Origin of the sequence: Streptomyces sp. MS06 (genome assembly GCF_047200655.1) — a bacterium.
GTDB lineage: Bacteria > Actinomycetota > Actinomycetes > Streptomycetales > Streptomycetaceae > Streptomyces.
The window spans coordinates 20,895-41,800 of record NZ_JBJZOJ010000043.1; the positions used below are offsets into that span (position 1 = coordinate 20,895).

The following is a 20,906-nucleotide window of genomic DNA, read 5'->3' on the forward strand; positions in this document are numbered from 1 at the left end:
GCAGGGGGTCCGCCGGCAGGGAGCCCCGGGCGGCGGCGTCCGGCGCGCGCGGCAGGACTGCGCGCCGGGCGTCACCCCCCGGCGGGCACGCAGTCGAGGCAGTCGGGCGGCAGCCCCAGGCAGGCGTGGAGGGTGAGGCCCAGTCGGCGGTCCACAACCGCGCGCGCCTCGGCCGCCCGGCCGGCGTCCGCCGCGGCCGGCGGAGTGAGCGCGTAGGGAAGCGCGGCGGTCAGGACCGCCAGGGTCACCGCGTCCCGCCGGGCACCCGCGGGCAGATCCGCGGTCACGTGCGCGCACAGCCACTCCCACGCCGTTCCGTGCCAGACGGTGCCCGTGTCCAGCACGGCCGCGTGCACCGCCTCGGGTTCCTGCCGGGCCAAGGCCCCCACGACCGGGTGCTCGCGCAGCAGCCGTGCCGCGCGCAATACCAGCAGCACCGGGAGGCAGCGCGGCGGCGGCAGCCTGCCCGGCACCTCGCGGGCCACGAGGAGCAGGCGGTGGAACTCCCTCAGCGCGGCTTCCCGGAGCAGGGTTCCGGCGTCCCCCCAGTGCCGGTACAGGTACGACCGGTCGCAGCGCGCCAGCCGGGCGATGTGCGTGATGCCGGTCCGCCGGGGGCCGTGCCTGGCCAGGGCTTCCAGGGCGGCGCGATGCACCGTCCCGACGCCGGTCCCGGGCGGCGAGGCGGAGGGGCGCGATCCGGTCATGGCGGGCAGCATGGCAGGCGGGGAGGGGTGCCGCACGAAAAGCCGCTACAGATCCTTCGGAAGTGTCGCAGTTTTTCGAGGAGGGACTCCGAAGTCCCCCGAAGCGCCACCGGGAAGGAGCCCGCAGAGGAGCCTGCAGAGGAGGCCACGGAGGAGGCCACGGAGCGGGCGGCCGGTGGATGCCGCCGTGTCCTCGCGCCCGCGAAGGCGCCGCCCCCCGAGGTCAGGCGGCGGCGCCGAGGCGGACGTGCACCTCGGTGGCGTCGTCGGGCACGCTCCCGCCGCCCGGACCGGTGACCGACTCGACCTCCAGGCCGGCCTCCCCGGCCAACTCCTCGAACCTCCGCCGCCCGTACCAGTGCACGACCCACGGACGCTCCAGGACGTCGTACCGCGAGCCGTGCAGGCGCTCGTAGCGCAGCAGCGTCGTCCGGGTCCGCGCGGTCTCGTCGCGCTGCTCGGCGACGACCGACACCCGCAACTCCGCGCCGTCCGGGGCGACGGCCGTCCGGACCCGCCCGACGTCCTCTGCCGGGGTCGGCCCGGGAGTGAACAGGGGCACCAGGAACCTGCCTCCCTCCGCCAGGTGGGCGCGGACACCCCGCAGCGCGGCGAGCGCCGCGGCGTCGTCGGGGAGCAGCGTGAACGTCGGCCCGGCGAGGAAGACCGCCCGGTAGCGGCGCGGCAGGTCGAGCTCCTCCATGCGCTGGTGGTGCACGGTGACCGGGGTCCCCTGCCCGGCAGCCCGGCGGCCGAGGCGCGCCAGCATGTCGGCGGAGGAGTCCACGCCCTCGACGTCCAGGCCTCGCCGGCGCAGCTCCAGCAGCGGGTCACCGTCCCCGCACCCCAGCTCCAGGGCGGGCGCCCCGGCCTGCAGCACGAACCGCGCATACGGTTCCGGATCCTGCGGGAAGGACTTCAGCGGGCCGTAGAGGTCCGCCACGAGACCGGTGTAGAAGTCCGCAGGCTGCATGGCCGGCACCCTAGACGGCCACCGGCCCGCGCCGCACCCGGATTTCGCGGGGGCGGGGCGCCGCCCTCCGGACCGGGAGCGGACGGCGGCGTACGCCCGGGAACACGTGGGGGAGGGGGCTCAGCTGAACACGATCATCGAGCCCTGCGCCAGGCTCCGGGTCGCCGCCGCGTGCAGGCCCAGCCACACGTGGCGCTCCCGGGCGAAGGGACTCGGGTCGGGCGGAGCCGGGGCGGCCGGCTGCTCCAGGTCGGTGGGGCCCGCGGGGGGCGCCGGCGCCGCCGGGGGGTTCGCGGGGTCGATGCCGATAGCCGGGGCGACCGCCTCCAACTCCCGCAGCAGCGCGTGCGAGGAGCCCAAAGGCCCGCCGCCGGCCAGGAGTTCGTCGTTGAACAGGGGCGCCGGGAAGTCCAGGGGGACATAGGCGCCGGCATGGTCGTAGTGCCACACCAGATGGGACTGCTGGGCCGTCGACTCGAACATCTCCAGCAACTGCTCGTAGTCCCCGCCCAGTTCGTCGACCGGCGTCACCTGCAGTCCGCACAGCTGCAGCAGGTGGGCGCGGCGCAGGAAGTGCAGGGCGTCGTAGTCGAACCCGGCCACCGGCGCGACGTCGCCCGACAGGCCCGGCATGTACTGGTACACCGGCACCGGCGGCAGTCCCGCCTCGGCGAGCGCCTTGTTGTATTGCGCGAGTTCCTCGGCGAACGGGTTGTCGGGCGTGTGGCACAACACGTCGACGAGCGGTACCAGCCACAGGTCACAGGCCAAAAGAGGGCTCCTCACACAGCGTCCCCGAACGGCACGGCGGTCACGGCACGATCAGCAGTTATGAAGGGTAGTCCGTGCCGCCCGGCGCGGCTCCCGCCGTGCGTCGGGGCGGGCCGTCCGCCCTCGGCCCCGCGGCTCAGCCCGCGGCCAGCCGTTCGATCAGCGCGAGGGAGTGCGCGTTGTGGCCGGCGACGATCGTCCGGGCCGCGGCGGTGTCGCGCCGTACCAGGGCGTCCACCAACTCGGTGTGGCCGGACCACAGATGGCCCCGCAGGTCGGCCAGCCGCCGCAGATGCTGCACCGCGCACACCCACGACTGGACCCGCAGCCGGTGCAGGAAGTCGCCGAGGTACGGGTTGCCGAACAGGCCGCTCAGCTCCCGCCAGAAACGCAGGTCGTAGCCGATCAGCACGGCGAGGTCACCGGCCGCGGCCGCGCGCCGCGCCTCGTCGCCGCGCCGCCGCACGCCCGCGACGGCTCCGGCCAGCCGCGGATCCGCCAGGCGCTCGTAGCTCCGGTGCCCGCCCTCCAGGGCGAGCAGCATGCCCTCGGTGACCAGGCTGCGGGCCTCGACGATGCCGCGGTAGTCGCCGAGCGAGTACTCGTGCACCCGGAAGCCGCGGTGCTGGTCGGCCTCCAGCAGGCCCTGCGCGGCCAGATCGACCAGCGCCTCGCGCACGGGCGTCGCGGAGACGCCGTACTGCTCGGCGATCTCCTTCACCGTGAACTCGCGGCCCGGCCCGAGCCTCCCGCCCAGCACCTCGTCGCGGAGCGCGTCGGCGATCTGCTGCCGCAGGGTGCTGCGGGTGACGGCGCCGTTGCCGGTGCTGCCGGACATGATGGGGTGGCTCCCTCGTGCGTGCGGGTGTCGTGCTCGTCCGAAACGGTGCGTTCCTGTGAGCACGTCACCTTACGCGGTGGCCCGCCGGCCCGCGCGGCCCGCCGCAGCCCCCGCCGCCCGCGCGGCCCCCGCGGTCGCCGCCCGCCGCGTGCTGCCGCGGGCGGCGGACCGTTCCCCTCAGTCGGTGTACGTGTCGGCGACGGACAGCGCCGCGTCCAGCGCGGCGAGGCCCTCCTTCAGCTCGGCCTCGGTGACCGTGCACGGCGGCACGACATGCGTCCGGTTCATGTTCACGAACGGCCACACCCCGTGCGCCTTCGCGGCGGCCGCGAAGGCGGCCATCGGCGCGTTCGCCTCGCCGGTCGCGTTGTACGGCACCAGCGGCTCGCGCGTCTCCCGGTTCCGCACCAGTTCCAGCGCCCAGAACATGCCCACCCCGCGGACCTCGCCGACGCTGGGGTGCCGTGCGGCCAGCTCGCGCAGGCCGGGCCCGAGGAAGGACCCGCCGAGCCGCGCCGCGTTCTCCACGACGCCCTCCTCGGCCATCACGTTGATGGTCGCGACGGCGGCGGCACAGGCCAGCGGGTGCCCGGAGTAGGTCAGGCCGCCCGGGTAGGGCCGCCTGCCGAAGGTCTCCGCGATCCCGCCGGACAGGGCCACACCGCCGAGCGGTACGTAGCCGCTGTTCACGCCCTTGGCGAAGGTCATCAGGTCGGGCACCACCCCGTAGAGGTCCGCGGCGAACCACTCGCCCGTCCGCCCGAAGCCGGCCATCACCTCGTCGAGCACGAAGACGATGCCGTGGCGGTCGCAGAGCTCGCGCACCCCGGCCAGGTAGCCGGGCGGCGGGGCCATGACGCCGGCCGTGCCGGGGATGGTCTCCAGGACGATCGCGGCGATCGTGCCCGGCCCCTCGAAGGCGAGCGTCGTCTCCAGGTGCTCGAGGGCCCGCGCGCACTCCTGCTCCTCGGTCTCCGCGTAGAAGCGGGAGCGGTACAGGAACGGAGCCCAGAAGTGGACCACGCCGCTGCTGCCGCTGTCGCTCGCCCAGCGGCGCGGGTCGCCGGTGAGGTTCACCGCCTGCTGGGTGCCGCCGTGGTAGGAGCGGTAGGCCGAGAGGACCTTGGGGCGCCCGGTGTGCAGCCGGGCCATCCGCACGGCGTGCTCCACGGCGTCCGCGCCGCCGTTGGTGAAGAAGATCTTGTCCAGGTCGCCGGGCGTGCGCTCGGCGATCAGCCGGGCCGCCTCCGAGCGGGCCTCCACCGCGAAGGCGGGCGCGAACGTGGCCAGGTGTGCGGCCTGGTCCTGGATCGCGGCGACGACCCGGGGGTGCTGGTAGCCGACGTTGGTGTAGACGAGACCGCTGGTGAGGTCGAGGTAGCGGTTGCCGTCGTAGTCCCAGAAGTACGACCCTTCGGCACCGGCGACGGCGAGCGGGTCGATGAGGTCCTGCGCGGACCAGGAATGGAAGACGTGCGCACGGTCCGCGGCCTTCACGGCGGCGCCGGTCCGGGGCTGAGGGGCGGGCTGAGGGGTCATGCCGCCGAGCGTAGGCGCCGGGATCGCGGGCCCGGTATCGGCGACCTGTCTGCCCGGCGCGGGTTTCCGGCGACAGGTTGTCGACGAGGCGCCCCACCCCGCCGTGCCGCCACCCCGCCGTGCCGCCACCCCGCCGTGCCGCCACCCCGCCGTGCCGCCCTGCCGCCGCGCCGACCCGTACCGGCCGCGCCCCGGCGTGCCGGACCGCCGCGGCCCGACTGCGGGGACCACCCCGCCCACCTGCCCGGACCCGGCACTATCCTCATCTCGTCGGAGGGCGCACACGGGGGAGGGGCGGTCGGCAATGGAGGGACTCGGCCCGGGGGACCCGCAGAGCATCGGCGCGTACCGGTTGCTGGCACGACTCGGATCCGGCGGCATGGGGCAGGTGTTCCTGGCCCGCTCCGACCGCGGCCGCACCGTCGCCGTGAAGCTGGTCCGCGAGGAACTGGCCGCGCGGGAGGAGTTCCGGGCCCGCTTCCGGCAGGAGGTCCGGGCGGCCCGGCGGGTCGGCGGCCACTGGACCGCCCCCGTGCTGGACGCCGACACCGAGGCCGCCGTGCCGTGGGTCGCCACCGGGTACGTCGCCGGACCCAGCCTGCAGCAGGTCGTCGGGCACGACCACGGCGCGCTGCCCGAGCGCTCGGTACGGATCCTGGCCGCGGGCCTGGCCCACGCCCTGCTGGACATCCACCGCGCCGGCCTCGTGCACCGCGACCTCAAACCGTCCAACGTACTCGTGACGATCGACGGCCCCAGGGTCATCGACTTCGGCATCGCGCGGGCGCTGGAGTCCGTGGCGGAGGAGGGGATGACGAGCACCGGGTCCCTCGTCGGCTCGCCCGGGTTCATGGCCCCCGAGCAGGTGCGGGGCGAGCGCGTCACACCCGCGTGCGACATCTTCTGCCTCGGTTCCGTCCTCGCCTACGCCGCCACCGGCAGACTCCCCTTCGGCGCCGCCCACAGCGGTGTCCATGCCCAGCTGTTCCGCATCGCCCAGGAGGCCCCCGACCTGGAGGGCGTCCCCGAGGGCGTCGCCGACCTGGTCCGCGCCTGCCTGAGGAAGGACCCCGCCGCCCGCCCCGCACCCGCCGAGGTCCTCGAACGCACGGGAGCCGAGGACACCGTCGCCGACGGCCGCTCCCGCGACCCCTGGCTGCCGAGCGCCCTCGTCGCCCAGCTCGGCCGGCACGCGGTGCGGCTGCTGGACGCGGAGAACCCGGTCGACCCGTCGTCCCCGGCACCCGGCACGGGAGGCCCCGGGGGAGCGGCGGACGAGGCCGCGCCGTCCGGGACGCCGACTCCGCCCGGCCCCCCGGCAACTCCTGAACCGCACGGGACTCCCGGGGAGGCCCAAGCCCAGGCCCGGCACCAAGCCCAGGCCGGGAACCAAGCCCAGGCCGGGAACCAAGCCCAGGCCGGGAACCAAGCCCAGGCCGGGAACCAAGCCCAGGCCGGGAACCAAGCCCAGGCCGGGAACCAGGCCCAATTCCGGGCCCAGGCCCCAGACCGGCCGGCTCACGGGGCTCCGGCCTCCACGCCTCCGCTCGGCCCGGCGGGCCCCGTCGGCCCCGCTGGCCCCGTCGGCCCCGCCGACCCGTTCGGGGACGCGGGGCCCGCACGGCCCGCGGCCGCCGGTACCGGGCCCGCGGACCGGGGTGCACCGGCCGGCTCCGGCGGACCGGTTCACCAACCGGGCGACTCCGGGCGTCCGGCCCCGCCTCACACCACGCCCGCGCAGGACCCGGCCGCCACCACCCCGGCGCCCGGCACCCCCATGCCACCCGGCGCACCGCACTCCTACGGCCACGGCCGGCCGCAGCCGCCGGTGCAGCCGCAACCGCAGGCCTACGGCTACCCGCCCGGGCCCGCGCAGGCACCACCGGCGGCGCCCGCGTACGGCCACCCGCAGCAGGCGGGAGGGTGGAGCGCCGGCCCGCCCGCCGCACAGCCGCAGCAGACCCACCCGCCGCAGCAGACCCACCCGCCGCAGCAGACCCACCCGCCGCAGCAGACCCGCCCGCCGTACCAGCCGTACGGGCCGGGCCCTGCGGACGGCTCGGGGCACGTTCCGCCGACCGCGCCGTACCCGCCCGCCGAGCGGCCGGAGCCACCGCGCCGGGGCGGCCGCAGCACCGTGCTCCTCGTGGTGATCGCCGTGGTCGTCGCACTGGCCGCGGGCGGCACCGTGTACGCGCTGCTGAGCCGCGGGAACGAGGCCGCCCCGGACCCCAAGCCCACCTCCGGGCCCGCGACCACCGGCGCGTCCGCGTCGCCGGGCCCGGCGTCCGCCGGCCCCTCCGTATCCCCGTCGCCGTCGGACGGCGGTGCGTCGCCGCAGACCGGAGCGGTCCCGGAGAAGTACCTGGGCACCTGGACGACGACGATCGACACCGGCAGCGGCGCCAACCCGCGCCGGCTGACCATCAGGCAGGGCGAGGCGGGCGAGACGGTGCTCACCCTGGTCGCCGACGGACCGACCGGCACCGGCTCCTACCACTGCGTGTTCACGGCTCCGCTGAGCCAGCGGCCCCGCCCCGAGGGCCCCCTGCAGATGGGCCCGTCCAAGGTCACCGAGGGCCGGCCGGCCTCCTCGTGCGCGCCGGGCGACCCGACGGAGGTCTCGCTGCTGCCCGACGGCCGGCTGCAACGGACCAACACCAGCACCGGCGAGAAGCTGACGTACACGAAGCAGCGTTGAACGAGCTTTCGCTGAGCGGTAGTTGAACGTTCCGCGAACAGTCGCGGCGCACACCCGCCTCCCCGCCCGCTCGGACGTACGGTGACCGGACGATCCGGCGGGCAGGGGGCGGGGGCACCCACGGTGGAGTGGCTGAGCGCGGAGAACGTGGTGGCTGTGGGGACGGCGGTGCTGGGCATCGCCGCATCCGGGGTGATGGTCTGGTACGAGCGGCGCGTGCCGCGGCGCAAACGGATCGGCTACCGCATCCAGATGGACAACCCGATCGGCGGCGGCGTGCGGTCCGGACGCCCGAACCGGCGCCTGGGCCTGTTCGACGAGATCGCCGGCATGGCGGACGCGACGCTCGTCCTGCTGCGGATCGAGAACGACGGCTGGCTGGGCGTGGCCCGCGACGACTACACCGGCCCCGAACGGCACGGGTTGACCGCGGTGTTCACGGGCCGCACCGTCCGCGGTGTGTCGGTCACCCAGCCGACCGACACCGACCACCTGATGGACCACTTCACCGCCGAGCGGGGCTTCGGCTTCGAGGCGAACCGGCTGCGCGTCCCGCGCGTCCCGCTCAACCGCGGCGAGCACTTCAAACTGCTGGTGCTGCTGTCCGGCGGGGACGTCGGCAACGAGGTGCGGCTCATCGGCGGCCTGAGCGAGGGCGAGGTGCACCCCAACCGCAGCACCACGCTGGACGACCGGGCGCCGCTGTTCAGCCGGCCCGCGCGGACGATCGGCGTCCTGCTCGCGGTGTGCGTCGTCGCCCTGGCCGCGCTCGTGGTCGCCCACGACGACACCCCGCCGCCGCTCGGCTGCGCGAAGGGGACGCTGACGGTCGTCGGGTCGACCGCGTTCGCCCCGGTGGCGCGGGAGGCCGCGGAGAAGTACGAGCGGGACTGCCCGGGGTCGTCGATCACGGTGGACCCGCACGGTTCGACGACCGGGGTACGGGCGCTCGCGGCCACCGGCGCCCGGACCGGCAAGGGAGCACCGGCGATGGTGGCGCTGTCGGACGGCCCCAAGCCGGACGGGCTGCCCGAACTGCGGGAGAACCGGGTCGCGGTGTCCGTGTTCACGCTCGTCGTCAACAAGGACGCCGGGGTGACCGGCCTGTCCACCGAGCAGGTGCGGAAGCTGTACCGCGGCGGTGTCACCGACTGGCGCGAACTGGGCGGCGCGGACCTGCCGGTACGCCTGGTCAGCCGCGACGCCGGCTCGGGCACCCGGCGGGTGTTCCAGCGCCGGGTCCTGGACCGCGGGGAGATCGCCAACTCGTCGGCGGACTGCCTGCACCGGGACGACCCCGCGGTGCCCGTCGTGCGCTGCGAACTCAACTCCACCGAGCAGGTACTGACCATGGTGGCCGGAACCAGCGGCGCGATCGGCTACAGCGAACTGAACCTCGCCGAACAGGCGAAGGACCGCCTGCACCTGGTCAGCCTGGACGGACACGAGGCCTCCGTCGACGACCTGGAGCACGGCGACAGCGCCTACCCCTACCGGGAGGTCGAGTACGCCTACACCTACGGCCGGCCCCCGGCAGACTCGCTCGCCTCCGGCTTCCTCGCCTACCTCACCCGCGGCGACGGCCAGGCCGTCATCCGCACCCACGGCCATGTGCCGTGCTGGACGCCGGAGGGGCTGCGGCTCTGCGGGCAGGACACGCCCGGGGACCTGACGGCGCCGTCGGCCCCGGCACCGGACGCCGGCTGAGCCGCGCCGCGGGACTCCGGCCGGTGCCGTCGGCGGACGCCCGCGCCCGGCCCCGCCCGCCCAGGCCCGCGCCCCTCGCCGCGCCTGCCGCGGGCTGCCCCACCCGGCCCTCGCGTCCCCCGGCCCTCGCTCCCGGGCCCGGTGGGCGGTGCCGCACTCACCTCGGCTCGGGCGGCCGCTGCCGCGGCATGTTCGGGCGGGCGGTACCCGGTGGGGCCGGGAACCGGCCCTGGACGACGTTGGCCTCCTGCCGCGCCGTCCCCGGGGCCACGGCGGACTGGATACCCATCGGAGTGGACCCGGTGCGGAACTCGACCATCCAGTCGGCCGTCTCCGACCGCACCAGCTCGGTCACGTCCTCGCAGAACCGCCGCAGCACGGCGAGGCAGCGTTCGGCGGCCTCCCCCGCGGTCCCCTCCGCCGGCCCCAGCACCTCCCGCACGCTCTCCGACGCCCAGTCGAACTGCAGGGCCTGGAGTCGCCGCTGCACGGCCTGTGCGGTGGCGACGTCCCTTATCCACCCGGACGTCACACCGAAGAACCGGTCCGCCCCCACACACGCCACCGCGAGCAGCAGCGCCAGGTACCCCCACACGGCTCCCCCGCCCAGCACGCCGGTCAGGTCCAGCAGCGGAAGCGCCGCGCCGGACACCGCGCCGACGGCCGCGCCGGTCCGGAGCACGCACGCACCCCGCCGCTTCCAGACCCGGTCGTCGAGGTACCAGGCCGCCGTCTGGAGCGCACCGCTCTCCACCCAGCGGTAGAGCTCGTCCAGCCGCTCCGCGGGCTCGCCCCAGTCGCCGAGCGGGAACGCCCGCCCGCCCAGATCGCCCGGCCGCAGACCGGCCGCACCCTCGCCCCGCCCGTCCCGAGGCGGACGCTCGGGCTGCATGTCCGGCTGACCCACCCGGCACTCCCTATCGGTCTATCGATCACGGCCGATCACTTTGCGTGACATTTCATGCCGACACGCGGCACCCTTCCTACCGCCCAATGGGTGGCGGGGTGCACGGTTCCCCCTCTTTTCCGCCTGGAAGAGGGCCTTGATCAGGTATAGGGCTGCCGACGCTCTCACTCGAAAGAGTGGTGGGGCGAGGGCCCCGTGGAGCACGTAGGCTCGTGCCGAGGAGCAGACGAAGAGGAGCTGATCGTGATCCCCGGTGGTGGCCAGCCGAACATGCAGCAACTGCTGCAGCAGGCGCAGAAGATGCAGCAGGACCTGGCGAAGGCCCAGGAGGAACTGGCGCAGACCGAGGTCGAGGGCCGGTCCGGCGGCGGCCTGGTGCAGGCCACCGTCAACGGGGCCGGCGAGCTGCGCGGCCTGCGGATCGACCCGAAGGCGGTGGACCCGGAGGACACCGAGACCCTCGCCGACCTGATCGTCGCCGCGGTCCAGGCGGCCAACGAGAACGCGCAGACCCTCCAGCAGCAGAAACTGGGCCCGCTGGCCCAGGGGCTGGGCGGTGGCGGCGGTGTCCCCGGTCTGCCTTTCTGAGGGGCGCACCCGCCTTCTGCGCGGGGCCGCGGGCAACTACCGTACGTACCGTAAGGGAACCAGGAAGGACGGCAGTCCGTGTACGAAGGCGTGGTCCAGGACCTCATCGACGAGCTGGGGCGGCTGCCCGGCGTCGGTCCCAAGAGCGCGCAGCGGATCGCCTTCCACATCCTGCAGGCGGAGCCGACGGACGTGCGGCGCCTCGCCCAGGCGCTGATGGAGGTCAAGGCCAAGGTCCGCTTCTGCGCGGTGTGCGGCAACGTGGCGCAGGAGGAGCACTGCGCCGTCTGCCGGGACACTCGCCGCGACCCCGCCGTCATCTGCGTGGTGGAGGAGCCGAAGGACGTCGTGGCGATCGAGCGGACCCGCGAGTTCCGCGGCCGCTACCACGTGCTGGGCGGCGCCATCAGCCCGATCGAGGGCGTCGGCCCCGACGACCTGCGCATCCGGGAGCTGCTCGCCCGTCTCGCCGACGGCACGGTCACCGAGCTGATCCTCGCCACCGACCCGAACCTGGAGGGCGAGGCGACCGCCACGTACCTCGCCCGCATGATCAAACCCATGGGCCTGAAGGTCACCCGCCTGGCCAGCGGCCTCCCGGTGGGTGGCGACCTGGAATACGCGGACGAGGTCACCCTCGGCCGCGCCTTCGAGGGGAGACGACTCCTAGATGTCTGACGCCACGCTGCACGCGACGGAACAGAACCCGGACGACTTCGCGGTCCAGATCGCCGACCAGGTGGAGAGCTTCCTGGTCGCCGTCACCGAGGTCGCCAAGGGTGACGAGCCGGACTCGGCGGTGCCCTTCCTGCTCCTGGAGGTCTCCCAGCTGCTGCTGGCCGGCGGCCGCCTCGGCGCGCACGAGGACATCGTTCCCGACGAGCGCTACGAGCCCGACCCCGGCCCGGAGCCGGACGTCGACGGTCTGCGCGAGAACCTGGCCCGGATGCTGGAGCCGGTCGACGTCTACTCCGAGGTGTTCGACCCGTACGAGCCCCGCAAGGCTCCCGTCGCGGCGCGGATCTCCGACGATCTCGCCGACGTCATCACCGACCTGCGCCACGGAATGGCCCACTACCGCGCCGGCCGCACCACGGAGGCGCTGTGGTGGTGGCAGTTCTCCTACTTCTCCAACTGGGGCTCCACGGCGTCGGCGACCCTGCGGGCGCTGCAGTCGGTCGTCGCCCACGTCCGCCTCAACCAGCCGCTGGAGGAACTGGACGGGCTGGACACCGACCAGGGCATCGGCGACGAGACGCTCGAGTTCGAGGCGGGCCAGGTGATGGAGGAGGAGATCGCCGAGCCGCTGGGGCTGCGTGCGGGCGAGTAGCGGCCCGGCTGACCCGTCCGAAACGTTTCCCCGGCAGCGCCGGAGGGGCGGCGAGGTGTCCCCGTGAGCGCCGGAAGGGTGGCGCTCACAGCTCCCACAGGCCCCTGGCCAGCGCGGTCGCGCCACCCGCCAGCGCCAGCAGCAGCACCAGCAGCCGGGCGCGCCGGTCGGGGATGCGGCCCGCCGCCGCGCGCCCGAGCGCGGCGCCCGCGACGAGTGCCGCCCCCACCCACGCCCAGCGGGCGGCGCCCAGGTGCGGGGTGCCCTTCGCCGCGAGCGAGAGGACGTTGACGAAGACGCTGTAGAACTGGGCGTTGGGGACGAACTCGCGGACCGTCCAGTCCGCGTTCACCGCGTACAGCGACATCGGCGGCCCGCCCACGCCCGCCGCGCTGTTCATGAAGCCGCCCGCCGCGCCCGCCGCGACCGCGCCCCTCCGGCCGCGCAGCGCGGGCACCCGGGCGCCGCGCAGGACCAGCAGGACCGCGGCCGTCACCAGGCCGCCCATGACCGCGGTCAGGGCCGGCTCGGAGAGGCGGCGGGTGAGCCAGGCGCCCGCCGGTACCGTGCAGGCCGCGGCCGCGCACAACGGCACCATCGCGCCGACCCGCACCCTGCGCCAGCCGCTCGCCAGTCCCACCGCGCTGATCGCCCCGGCGGCGCAGTTCGCCAGCAGGACGCCGTCCGCGGGGGTGAGGAGCAGCACCAGTACGGGGACGGTCACCAGGGCGAAACCCATGCCGGTGAGCCACTGGACGCCCGCGCCGACCAGCACGACTCCCGCCAGTAGCACATCACCCGTCACGAGGCGCGATACTAGTGAGTCGAGTCACGTAATCGGCTTGAAATCCAATTCGCACCCATCACTTCGCCTTCAGTGGGCAGGGACCCCTCTGGACGGGTGACGGGACCCCTCCCGTGGAGAGCCGCAGAGGCCGCCTTTCGGGGCATCTCACCATGCGGCACCACAGGGGTGGATATCGGACGCTCGTTAGACTGAGCCGACCGCGGTACACCGTCGTACATGCGGAAAGAACACAAACGGAGCGAGGAGCGCACGTGGGCCTTGTCGTGCAGAAGTACGGAGGCTCCTCCGTAGCCGATGCCGAAGGCATCAAGCGCGTCGCCAAGCGGATCGTGGAAGCGAAGAAGAACGGGCACCAGGTGGTGGCCGTGGTTTCCGCGATGGGCGACACGACGGACGAGCTGATCGATCTCGCCGAGCAGGTTTCCCCGATGCCTGCCGGGCGCGAGCTCGACATGCTGCTGACCGCCGGAGAGCGGATCTCCATGGCACTGCTGGCCATGGCGATCAAGAACCTGGGCCACAACGCCCAGAGCTTCACCGGCAGCCAGGCAGGTGTCATCACCGACTCGGTCCACAACAAAGCGCGGATCATCGACGTGACGCCGGGCCGGATCAGGGCGTCGGTGGACGAGGGCAACATCGCCATCGTCGCCGGCTTCCAGGGCGTCAGCCAGGACAAGAAGGACATCACCACGCTGGGTCGCGGTGGTTCCGACACGACCGCCGTGGCCCTCGCCGCCGCGCTCGACGCCGAGGTCTGCGAGATCTACACCGACGTCGACGGCGTGTTCACCGCCGACCCGCGCGTGGTGAAGAAGGCCCGGAAGATCGACTGGATCTCGTTCGAGGACATGCTCGAACTTGCCGCGTCCGGGTCCAAGGTGCTGCTCCACCGGTGCGTGGAGTACGCCCGCCGGTACAACATCCCGATCCACGTCCGGTCCAGCTTCAGCGGACTCCAGGGCACATGGGTGAGCAGCGAGCCGATCAAGCAAGGGGAACAGCAGGTGGAGCAGGCCATCATCTCCGGTGTCGCACACGACACCTCCGAGGCCAAGATCACGGTCGTCGGCGTACCGGACAAGCCGGGTGAGGCGGCCTCGATCTTCCGGTCCATCGCCGACGCCGAGATCAACATCGACATGGTGGTCCAGAACGTGTCCGCCGCGTCCACCGGCCTGACGGACATCTCGTTCACGCTGCCGAAGACCGAGGGCCGCAAGGCCATCGACGCGCTGGAGAAGAACCGGGGCGGCATCGGCTTCGACTCGCTGCGCTACGACGACCAGATCGGCAAGATCTCCCTCGTCGGCGCCGGGATGAAGACCAACCCCGGCGTCACCGCGGACTTCTTCACCGCGCTGTCCGACGCGGGCGTCAACATCGAACTGATCTCCACCTCCGAGATCCGCATCTCGGTCGTCACGCGCGCCGACGACGTGGCCGAGGCGGTCCGCGCCGTGCACAGCGCCTTCGGGCTGGACTCGGACAGCGACGAGGCCGTCGTCTATGGAGGCACCGGACGATGACCCGCAAGCCGACGCTCGCGGTCGTGGGTGCGACCGGGGCCGTCGGCACGGTCATGCTCCGGATCCTGTCCCAGCGTGCGGACGTCTGGGGCGAGATCCGCCTGATCGCCTCCCCGCGGTCGGCCGGCCGCAAGCTGGCCGTGCGCGGGGAGGAGGTCGAGGTCGCGGCGCTCACCGAGGACGCCTTCGACGGCGTCGACGTCGCCATGTTCGACGTCCCCGACGAGGTCTCCGCGCAGTGGGCGCCGGTCGCAGCGGCCCGGGGCGCGGTGGTGGTCGACAACTCGGCCGCGTTCCGGATGGATCCGCAGGTGCCGCTGGTCGTGCCGGAGGTCAACCCGCACGCGGTGCGCAACCGGTCGCGCGGCATCGTCGCCAACCCCAACTGCACGACCCTGTCGATGATCGTCGCCGTCGGTGCGCTGCACGCCGAGTTCGGTCTGCGCGAACTGGTGGCGTCGTCGTACCAGGCGGTCAGCGGTGCGGGCCGGGCCGGCGTCGAGACGCTGCGGCGGCAACTGTCCCTCGTCGCCGGTTCCGAACTCGGGACCAACCCGGGCGACGTGCGGCGGGCGGTCGGCGACGACACCGGCCCGTTCCCGGAGCCGGTCGCGCTGAACGTGGTGCCGTGGGCGGGGTCGCTGCGCGAGGACGGCTGGTCCTCCGAGGAGATGAAGGTGCGGGACGAGTCCCGCAAGATCCTCGGGCTGCCGACCCTGCCGGTCGCGGTCACCTGCGTGCGCGTGCCCGTGGTCACCACGCACTCCCTCACCGTGCACGCCCGCTTCCAGGGCGAGGTCACGGTCGAGCGCGCCCAGGAGATCCTCGCCACCGCGCCCGGCGTGGTGCTGTTCGACGACCCGGCCGCGGGGGAGTTCCCCACGCCCGCCGACGCGGTGGGCACCGACCCGACCTGGGTCGGCCGGGTGCGCCGGGCGCTGGACGATCCCACCGCGCTGGAACTGTTCGTCTGCGGCGACAACCTGCGCAAGGGCGCCGCGCTCAACACCGCCCAGATCGCCGAACTGGTGGCCGCCGAGCTCTCCTGAGCAAAGCCGCCGGAAAGCCCCCGGAAAAGCAGCGGACGGATCCTGTGCGCTTTTGTAGGGTCTGCGTGGGTCATGTGACCAGGGCAATGGTCCGGACCACTTGAAGTGCGCCCCTCCGGCGTTCGAAGATCTTCTCCCCGTCCTCCGCAACCGCGTGGAGGGCGGGGAGCGTCTTTGCCGTCGCCCTCGGTCCGTCGTCGGACGGGCCTTCGACGGGACACGGGGACGCGTGCCATTCCAGGACGTGGGGACGGCCTGGGCGCGGGCGTGGGGACGCCCGTCCGGAGGAACTAGGGGATGAGCGGGACGCATGAGGGCAATCGAGGCACAGCCGGTCCTGCCTGACGCGGGAGCGGTGCCGGCCGGCGCGGACGCGGCGCCCGGCGCGTACAACCCTCGCGGGGGCGGACGGGTCCAACTGGCGTGGCTGAGGTACTCGACTTCGCGGCCGCGCGCCGAACGGCCGCGCGCCGAACGGCCCTGCGCCCGCCCCGCGCCGCACTCCGAACCGTCGTGTCGGGCGCGACCGGCGGCCTGCCGGTGATCGCGCCGATGCCCGCGGCACGGCCCACCCGTCTCCCCGGCCAGCGCGACGGCGGCGAGCAGACCGTCACGGCCGGAACCACCGTCGACCATCTCACCGAGACCTACCGCGTCCACTACCGCTCCCTGCTGGGGCTGGCCGCTCTGCTCCTCGACGACACCGCCTCCTGCGAGGACGTCGTCCAGGAGGCGTTCATCCGCGTGCACTCCGCCCGCAAACGGGTCCGCGACCCGGAGAAGACGCTCGCCTACCTGCGCCAGACCGTCGTCAACCTGTCCCGTTCGACGCTCCGGCGCCGCATCCTCGGCCTGAAGCTGCTGTCCAAGCCGATGCCGGACATGGCCAGCGCGGAAGAGGGCGCCTACGACCTGCTGGAGCGCGACTCCCTGATCAAGGCGATGAAGGGCCTGCAGCGCAGGCAGCGGGAGGTGCTGGTGCTGCGCTACTTCGCGGACATGACGGAGGCCCAGGTCGCCGAGGCGCTGGGCATCTCACTCGGCTCGGTCAAGGCGTACGGCTCCCGCGGCATCGCCGCCCTCCGCGTCGCCATGGGGGCCCACTCGTGACCGGCGGCGCCCCCGACGGCGAGTCGCACGCCCGCGCCGACGGCGCCGACGGCGGTCCTCGCGGACGCGGTGACGACGGGCACGACCGCACCGACGGAGATCCGCACCCGCGGGACGGGCGCGAGCGCCACGAACCGTACGCGTGGCACGAGCCGACGCGGCCGCGCACCCCACAGCACCAGCGAGCGCACCTTGGGAACGGAACAGTGAACGACGGCCTGGACGACCGGGGCCCCGCGGGACTCGACCCGGACGAGCTGGCGGTGCGCCGGCTGCTGCACGAGGCGGTCCGGGAGATGGAGCCGCGGGACGGCAGCCTGGAGCACCTGCGCCGTGCGGTACCGGCCCGGCGGGCCCGCAAGCGGCAGGCCGTGGTCGGCATGGCCGCCGCGGCCCTGTTCGTCGGCACCGCCGTCCCCGCGCTGGTGCACGTCTCCCGCTCCGCCGGTTCCGAGCCCGACCCCTTCATGGCCGGCAGCAGCTCGCAGGCCCAGGGCGGCACCAGCCAGGGCAAGGACCCCGGCGAGCCGAAGGACACGGTGGGCACCGACACCCGCAGGACCCCGGAGCCGACCGACCGGCACCGGCCGCAGCGGACGCCCGCCGCCGACCCGGGCAGCACCAGCCCCTCCGCCGACCCCACGGCCGCCGCGGCGACCCCCGCGGTCTGCACCTCGGCCCAGCTCGGCCGGGTCACGGCCACCGCCGAGGTCCCCGACGCGGCCGGCATCGTCTACGGCACCTTCCGCGTCAGCAACGTCTCCGACGGCGAGTGCACCGTCGGCGCCGCGGGCACGGTGGCCTTCGTCGCGCGGGGGGCCGCCGACGCCACCCGGATCACGGTGGTGCGGCACACCGCGGGCGACGCCGCCGCCGACCTGCCCGACCCCTCGTTGTTCGTGCCCCGGGTGTCCCTGGCGCCCGGCTCCTCCTACACGGTCGAGTTCGCCTGGGTGCCGGCCCGCACCTGCCAGGCCGGCAGCGGCGGCGGCACTTCCGGAGGCGGGGCCGCGAGCGGCGGCACCGCCTCGCCGGCGCCGTCGCCCAGCAAGGACGCCGACTCCGGCAGCACCGGAACGGGGACCGGCGCCGGCGGGGGCACCGGCACCGGCACCAGTACCCAGCCGGCCACCGCGGACGGCACGGCGGACGGCAGCGTCGTCGTCTCGCACACCCCGGACGCCGGTGAGCCGACGGCATCCGTCACCGTCCCCAACGCCTGCGCGGGGACGATCTACCGGACCGGGCTGCTCACGGCGCCGTAGGGCTCCCGGACGCCCGGGCCTCCCCGAGCGGCTCGGGCGTCCCCGCGTCCACGTCCTCGGAGGTCCCGGGCCGCGTGCCGGTGCCGGGTTGCGTGTCGGTCCCGGGCCGCGTGCCGGTCCCTGCCCCGGTCCCGGTTCGTGCCCCGGTCCCGGTTCCTGCCCCGGTTCCGGCTCCGGTTCCGCCGGGGAGGATCCCCAGCGCCTCGTCCTTCCGGTACTCCACCTCGCGCCGCAGCAACCGGAACCACATGAACACCACGAACCCCGCGAAGACGAACCACTCCCCGGTGTAGCCGAGGTTCTGGAACGCCTTCAGGTCGAGGCCGGTGCCCGGGGCCGCGGTCGCCGGCACGGCCGTCATGCCCGCGTCCGCCTCGTCCAGCGTGATCCACGCGTCGTACAGCCGGTACGGCACGAGGTTCACCAGCGAGGCGTCGCTGATCGCGGCGGTCTGGCCGGACGGGAGCCCGCCGCGCGCGCTGACGCCGTTGTCGCCGGGCGTCTCTGAGGCCTGCAGGGCCCCCGTGACGGTGACCTCGCCGCCGGGCGGCGCGGGCGCCTTCGCGGCGTCGGCGTCCCCGGGGAGCCAGCCGCGTACGACCGGCAGCGCCCGGCCCGCGTCGGTGCGCAGCAGGGTCAGGACGTAGAAGCCGCGCCTGCCGTCCAGCTCCCGGTCGGGGACGAGGAGCTGGGCGCCGTAGCGGCCGGTGGCGGTGGCCTGCTTGCCTGAGGTCCGCTTGTCGACGGGCAGCAGCTCGGCCAGCGGCCGGGCCGCCTCCGTCTCGTTCGCCGCGGCCTGCGCCTTGGCCTCGCGGTGCTCGTTCATCCGGGCCTCGAACCGGCTCAGCTGCCAGGACCCCATGAACACGCAGAACGGGATGGCCAGCAGCACGAAGACGTTGATGCCCCACCAGCGGGGCGTCAGCAGGAACCGGTACACGCCCTCCACGGTACGGGGCGAGCCGGGAGCGGCGGGCGGCGGGGCGGCCCGCGGCCGGCCCCGCGGAACCCCGTCGCGGCGATCCGGCCGCACGGCCGCGGCCCGCGCGATCGGAAAGTTGTCCACAGGCTGCGGCCCCGGCTCCGCCGAAGCCGACCGGAGCAGGCACTATGGGTCCATGACTGAGAGCAACGGGTCCACCACAAGGGACTGCGGACGCAGCGAGGACGGTTCGGACGAGGCGGCGCAGGGGACGCCGGACTGGGAGAAGCGCTTCAGGGCGGCCCGGGTCTCGCTGCCGGACTGGGCGGAGGACGCCCCGCACCGCTCCCTGTTCGTGTCGAACGCCACCGGGACGTACGAGCTGTACTCCTGGGACCGCTCGACCGGCGAGCAGCGCCAGGTGACGAACCGGCCGAACGGCACGACGGACGGGGTGCTCTCGCCCGACGGCGGGTGGATCTGGTGGTTCGACGACAAGGACGGCGACGAGTTCGGCGTGTGGCGCCGCCGCCCCTTCGAGGGCGGTGAGGACGAGCTGGCCACGCCCGGCCTGGACCCGTCCTACCCGGCGGGCCTCGCCCTCGGCCGCGACGGGCACACGGCGGTCGTCGGCCGCTCCACCGACGAGGACGGCACCACGATCCACCTGGCGCGCACTGGCGAGGCGCCGGTGCAGATCTACCGCCACCGCGAGTCCGCGGGCGTCGGCGACCTCTCCCACGACGGCACGCTGATCGCCGTCGAGCACACCGAGCACGGCGACGCGATGCACTCGGCGCTGCGCGTGCTGCGCCCGGACGGCACGGCGGTCGCCGAACTCGACGACACCGCCGGCGGCACGGTCGAACTGGGCCTGGAGGTGCTGGGCTTCGCGCCCGTCGACGGCGACACCCGGCTCCTCGTCGGCCATCAGCGCCGGGGCCGCTGGGAGCCGCTGCTCTGGGACGTGGCGTCCGGCGAGGAGACCGACCTGGCCCTGGACCTGCCGGGCGACGTGAGCGCCGAGTGGTACCCGGACGGCGGCTCCCTGCTCGTCGTGCACGGCTTCGAGGCCCGCAGCGAGCTGTACCGCTACGACCTCGCGGCGCGGGAGCTGGTGCGGATCCCCACCCCGCCGGGCACGGTCTCCGGCGCGTCGGCCCGCCCGGACGGCACCGTGGAGTACCTGTGGTCCTCCTCGGCCGAGCCGTCCGCGGTGCGTTCCACGACCGGCGGGGTGGTGCTGAGCCCGCCCGGGATGAAGTCCCCCGGGTCCGTCCCGGTCCGGGACGTGTGGGTGGAGGGCCCCGGCGGCCGGATCCACGCCCTGGTCCAGAAGCCGGCCGGGGCCACCGGCCCGCTGCCGACGGTGTTCGACATCCACGGCGGCCCGACCTGGCACGACAGCGACTCCTTCGCGGCCGGCCCGGCCGCCTGGGTGGACCACGGGTACGCGGTGGTCCGCGTCAACTACCGCGGCTCCACCGGCTACGGCCGCGCCTGGACCGACGCGCTCAAGCACCGGGTGGGCCTGATCGAGCTGGAGGACATCGCCGCGGTCCGGGAGTGGGCGGTCTCCTCCGGACTCGCCGACCCGGACCGGCTGATCCTCACCGGCGGCTCCTGGGGCGGCTACCTCACCCTGCTCGGCCTGGGCACCCAGCCGGACGCGTGGACGCTCGGCATCGCGGCGGTCCCGGTCGCGGACTACGTCACCGCCTACCACGACGAGATGGAGGCGCTGAAGGCGATGGACCGCACCCTCCTCGGCGGCACCCCCGAGGAGGTCCCGGAGCGTTTCGCGGCATCGTCGCCGCTCACCTACGTGGACCGGACGAAGGCGCCGGTGTTCATCTCGGCCGGGGTGAACGACCCGCGCTGTCCGATCCGCCAGATCGAGAACTACGTCGAGCGCCTCGAGGCGCTGGGAGCGGTCCACGAGGTCTACCGGTACGACGCCGGGCACGGTTCCCTGGTCGTCGACGAGCGCATCCGGCAGGTCCGGATGGAACTCGACTTCGCCGCCCGGCACCTCGCGGCGGTCAGGGCCTGACGACGGGCGGGGGCGGGCGGGCCGACCTCGCCCCTGCCCTCAACCGCCTCCCCGCACCAGCGCTATCGTGCTTGCAGGACGCCCGGTCGCGAAGAAGCCGGTGCGG

General features: G+C 74.3%; 18 protein-coding genes. 10 read left to right on the forward strand and 8 right to left on the reverse strand.

Annotation, left to right across the window (positions count from 1 at the left end):
• Positions 1-71 precede the first annotated feature (71 nt).
• From ACL02U_RS22250 to ACL02U_RS22270, 5 genes are all read right to left on the reverse strand, one after another.
• Positions 72-707 (reverse strand): TetR/AcrR family transcriptional regulator, encoded by a 636-nt coding sequence (locus ACL02U_RS22250; RefSeq protein WP_412792650.1) that lies wholly within the window; start codon positions 705-707, stop codon positions 72-74.
• Between the two features lie 223 nt (positions 708-930).
• Positions 931-1,680: a class I SAM-dependent methyltransferase gene (locus ACL02U_RS22255; RefSeq protein ID WP_412792651.1), complete on the reverse strand. Its 750-nt coding sequence runs from the start codon at positions 1,678-1,680 to the stop codon at positions 931-933.
• 120 nt (positions 1,681-1,800) lie between these two features.
• The gene (locus tag ACL02U_RS22260; protein WP_412792652.1) at positions 1,801-2,451 is read right to left on the reverse strand and encodes a hypothetical protein; all 651 of its coding nucleotides are present in this window, start codon (positions 2,449-2,451) and stop codon (positions 1,801-1,803) included.
• Positions 2,452-2,587: 136 nt separating this feature from the next.
• The gene (locus ACL02U_RS22265; protein ID WP_412792653.1) at positions 2,588-3,289 is read right to left on the reverse strand and encodes a GntR family transcriptional regulator; all 702 of its coding nucleotides are present in this window, start codon (positions 3,287-3,289) and stop codon (positions 2,588-2,590) included.
• Between the two features lie 180 nt (positions 3,290-3,469).
• Positions 3,470-4,831: an aspartate aminotransferase family protein gene (locus ACL02U_RS22270; RefSeq protein ID WP_412792654.1), complete on the reverse strand. Its 1,362-nt coding sequence runs from the start codon at positions 4,829-4,831 to the stop codon at positions 3,470-3,472.
• Between the two features lie 304 nt (positions 4,832-5,135).
• On the opposite strand from ACL02U_RS22270, the gene ACL02U_RS22275 reads away from it, so the two are divergent.
• Both ACL02U_RS22275 and ACL02U_RS22280 read left to right on the forward strand, forming a co-directional pair.
• A complete protein-coding gene (locus tag ACL02U_RS22275) occupies positions 5,136-7,532 on the forward strand; it encodes a protein kinase domain-containing protein (protein ID WP_412792655.1) in 2,397 nt (798 codons plus the stop codon).
• Positions 7,533-7,655: 123 nt separating this feature from the next.
• Positions 7,656-9,239, forward strand: a complete 1,584-nt coding sequence (locus ACL02U_RS22280) for a substrate-binding domain-containing protein (RefSeq protein ID WP_412792687.1) — start codon at positions 7,656-7,658, stop codon at positions 9,237-9,239.
• Positions 9,240-9,396: 157 nt separating this feature from the next.
• Here the strand turns inward: ACL02U_RS22280 and ACL02U_RS22285 are convergent, their stop codons facing one another.
• Positions 9,397-10,146 carry an SLATT domain-containing protein gene (locus ACL02U_RS22285; protein WP_412792656.1) on the reverse strand — a complete coding sequence of 250 codons (750 nt, stop codon included), beginning with the start codon at positions 10,144-10,146 and terminating at the stop codon, positions 9,397-9,399.
• A gap of 243 nt (positions 10,147-10,389) precedes the next feature.
• Between ACL02U_RS22285 and ACL02U_RS22290 the strand changes: the two genes are divergently transcribed.
• The 3 genes from ACL02U_RS22290 (at position 10,390) to ACL02U_RS22300 (ending at position 12,064) form a co-directional block, all read left to right on the forward strand.
• Positions 10,390-10,734, forward strand: coding sequence for a YbaB/EbfC family nucleoid-associated protein (locus ACL02U_RS22290; protein ID WP_412792657.1), 345 nt, complete (start codon positions 10,390-10,392; stop codon positions 10,732-10,734).
• 78 nt (positions 10,735-10,812) lie between these two features.
• Positions 10,813-11,412, forward strand: a complete 600-nt coding sequence (gene recR, locus ACL02U_RS22295) for a recombination mediator RecR (protein ID WP_412792658.1) — start codon at positions 10,813-10,815, stop codon at positions 11,410-11,412.
• Entirely contained in the window at positions 11,405-12,064 is a 660-nt protein-coding gene (locus tag ACL02U_RS22300; protein WP_412792659.1) for a DUF5063 domain-containing protein, read from the forward strand. Before recR ends, ACL02U_RS22300 begins: the two co-directional genes overlap by 8 nt.
• 85 nt (positions 12,065-12,149) lie before the next feature.
• Here ACL02U_RS22300 and ACL02U_RS22305 read toward each other — a convergent pair whose 3' ends face one another.
• Positions 12,150-12,869 carry a TSUP family transporter gene (locus ACL02U_RS22305; RefSeq protein ID WP_412792660.1) on the reverse strand — a complete coding sequence of 240 codons (720 nt, stop codon included), beginning with the start codon at positions 12,867-12,869 and terminating at the stop codon, positions 12,150-12,152.
• A gap of 254 nt (positions 12,870-13,123) precedes the next feature.
• On the opposite strand from ACL02U_RS22305, the gene ACL02U_RS22310 reads away from it, so the two are divergent.
• The 4 genes from ACL02U_RS22310 to ACL02U_RS22325 all read left to right on the forward strand — a co-directional run bounded on the left by ACL02U_RS22310 (position 13,124) and on the right by ACL02U_RS22325 (position 17,825).
• Positions 13,124-14,401, forward strand: coding sequence for an aspartate kinase (locus ACL02U_RS22310; RefSeq protein WP_412792661.1), 1,278 nt, complete (start codon positions 13,124-13,126; stop codon positions 14,399-14,401).
• Positions 14,398-15,450: an aspartate-semialdehyde dehydrogenase gene (locus ACL02U_RS22315; RefSeq protein ID WP_412792662.1), complete on the forward strand. Its 1,053-nt coding sequence runs from the start codon at positions 14,398-14,400 to the stop codon at positions 15,448-15,450. The genes ACL02U_RS22310 and ACL02U_RS22315 overlap by 4 nt, the downstream gene beginning before the upstream one ends.
• Positions 15,451-15,873: 423 nt before the next feature.
• A complete protein-coding gene (locus ACL02U_RS22320) occupies positions 15,874-16,560 on the forward strand; it encodes a SigE family RNA polymerase sigma factor (protein ID WP_412792663.1) in 687 nt (228 codons plus the stop codon).
• 206 nt (positions 16,561-16,766) lie between these two features.
• Positions 16,767-17,825: a hypothetical protein gene (locus ACL02U_RS22325; RefSeq protein WP_412792664.1), complete on the forward strand. Its 1,059-nt coding sequence runs from the start codon at positions 16,767-16,769 to the stop codon at positions 17,823-17,825.
• On the opposite strand, the gene ACL02U_RS22330 is transcribed toward ACL02U_RS22325, so the two are convergent.
• A complete protein-coding gene (locus ACL02U_RS22330; protein ID WP_412792665.1) occupies positions 17,812-18,765 on the reverse strand; it encodes an SURF1 family protein in 954 nt (317 codons plus the stop codon). The two genes, ACL02U_RS22325 and ACL02U_RS22330, sit on opposite strands and share 14 nt — an antisense overlap.
• 178 nt (positions 18,766-18,943) lie before the next feature.
• Between ACL02U_RS22330 and ACL02U_RS22335 the strand changes: the two genes are divergently transcribed.
• The gene (locus ACL02U_RS22335) at positions 18,944-20,800 is read left to right on the forward strand and encodes a prolyl oligopeptidase family serine peptidase (RefSeq protein ID WP_412792666.1); all 1,857 of its coding nucleotides are present in this window, start codon (positions 18,944-18,946) and stop codon (positions 20,798-20,800) included.
• Positions 20,801-20,906: the final 106 nt, after the last annotated feature.